The organism is Paramuribaculum intestinale, assembly GCF_003024925.1.
In the GTDB taxonomy this organism is placed as follows: Bacteria; Bacteroidota; Bacteroidia; order Bacteroidales; family Muribaculaceae; genus Paramuribaculum; species Paramuribaculum intestinale.
Window position 1 is genome coordinate 1 of record NZ_PUED01000329.1, and the last position, 1549, is coordinate 1549.

General features: G+C 44.2%; 1 protein-coding gene and 1 pseudogene. Both read left to right on the forward strand.

Features of this window, described 5'->3' with window-relative positions; genetic code table 11:
• Nucleotides 1–477 (forward strand): annotated as a pseudogene (locus C5O24_RS13250) (conjugal transfer protein TraG); the annotation flags it as partial.
• 558 nt (nt 478–1035) lie between these two features.
• Nucleotides 1036–1549 (forward strand): reverse transcriptase domain-containing protein (locus C5O24_RS13255; RefSeq protein WP_240605027.1); only part of this gene is annotated, 514 nt, incomplete at its 3' end.

A 1549-nucleotide genomic window follows, 5' to 3' on the forward strand; every position in this document is an offset into this window, starting at 1 on the left:
GTTCTTAGGGGGGAAAGCGTCCGCAAGGGCGCCGACCTACCCGCCCCGGATCTATCCACAATCGTGTATAATCATCTGAAAAAGAACAAGGACAAGTATCCGAAGGGGGTAAAGTTCTATGTCATCAACTTCGATGACCCTATGCGCAGCAACAGGTGCAATCCGATACACCCGGATTTTATGACAGACATAGCCGACGCATACGAATCGGCATATACTATCCTCTTAAATTTGAACAAGACATGGATTCAAAAGCAGGGAGATTTCTTTGTGGAGTCACCGATTATCCTCTTGGCCGCGATTATGTGGTTTCTCAAAATTTACGAGGGTGGCAAGTATTGTACCTTTCCCCATGCGATAGAGTTCCTTAACCGCAACTATGAGGACATATTTCCGATACTCACATCATACCGTGAGCTGGAGAATTATCTATCGCCATTCATGGACGCATGGAAAGGCGGGGCGCAAGACCAGCTCCAAGTGCGCCCGTAAGGGCATATAATAAATATAGCTTTGGCAAGCTATTAGGTTCGTGTTCTTTGAAATAATAACCTATCACCAGCCGACTTATCCATTCAACGAAAGACGATGGGGAGTGTAGCATGTCGGAAAAGCCACGAGTGGACTAACTGTCAAGTCCTGACCGAGTGGCGAGGTGAAACGATAGATATGAGGATAAAGCCTATACTGGTTGAACGATAGTCTAAGCGGCTCGATGCTTAAGCCTTGGCGGAAGACAGTTATATGACTCAAAAAGTCATCCTACGCCAAGCCGTGATACCCAACTTCTCCTTGCAGGTTGCTTGGGCAAAAGAACTTATCACGGAGCAACTACATACATAGTAAAGGACGAAAGTCGTATCCGACAATCTATCATGCTAATAGTTATTATATGTCTAAACGGGGATTGCCTAAGTGGGGCAACCCATATGGCAACAGAGCTTCCGTAGTAGTCCGAGCAAGGGAAAGCCTTGTACATGGCGAAGGGAAGCAGCCAATATCGTTTAATGTCAAATTTTGGAAAATGTGAGAGACATGAAAAGAAATCCAGAAAAGATATTAAACAGTCTAACACAACATAGTTCCGACTTAGCTTACAAGTTTGAACGTTTGTATCGGTTACTGTTTAATGAAGAGATGTACTACATTGCCTATCAAAGTATCTATGCGAAGCAGGGCAATATGACGAAAGGTGTCGATGGAAAAACCATCGACGGGTTCAGTATATCCCATATTGAACGGTTGATAGGTACACTCAAAGACGAGACGTACCAGCCAAATCCCTCTCAGCGGGTCTACATTCCCAAGAAAAGCGGGAAAATGCGACCGCTGGGTATTCCGTCATTCATTGACAAACTTCTGCAAGAGGTTATAAAAATGATTTTGGAAGCAATCTACGAGGGCAGTTTTGAAAAATCTTCTCATGGTTTCAGACCACAGAGAAGTCCGCAGACTGCACTTTGGAGCATACAAAAGACATTCAATGGTACAAAATGGTTCATCGAGGGAGACATTAAAGGTTTCTTCGACAATATAGACCATGAGGTAC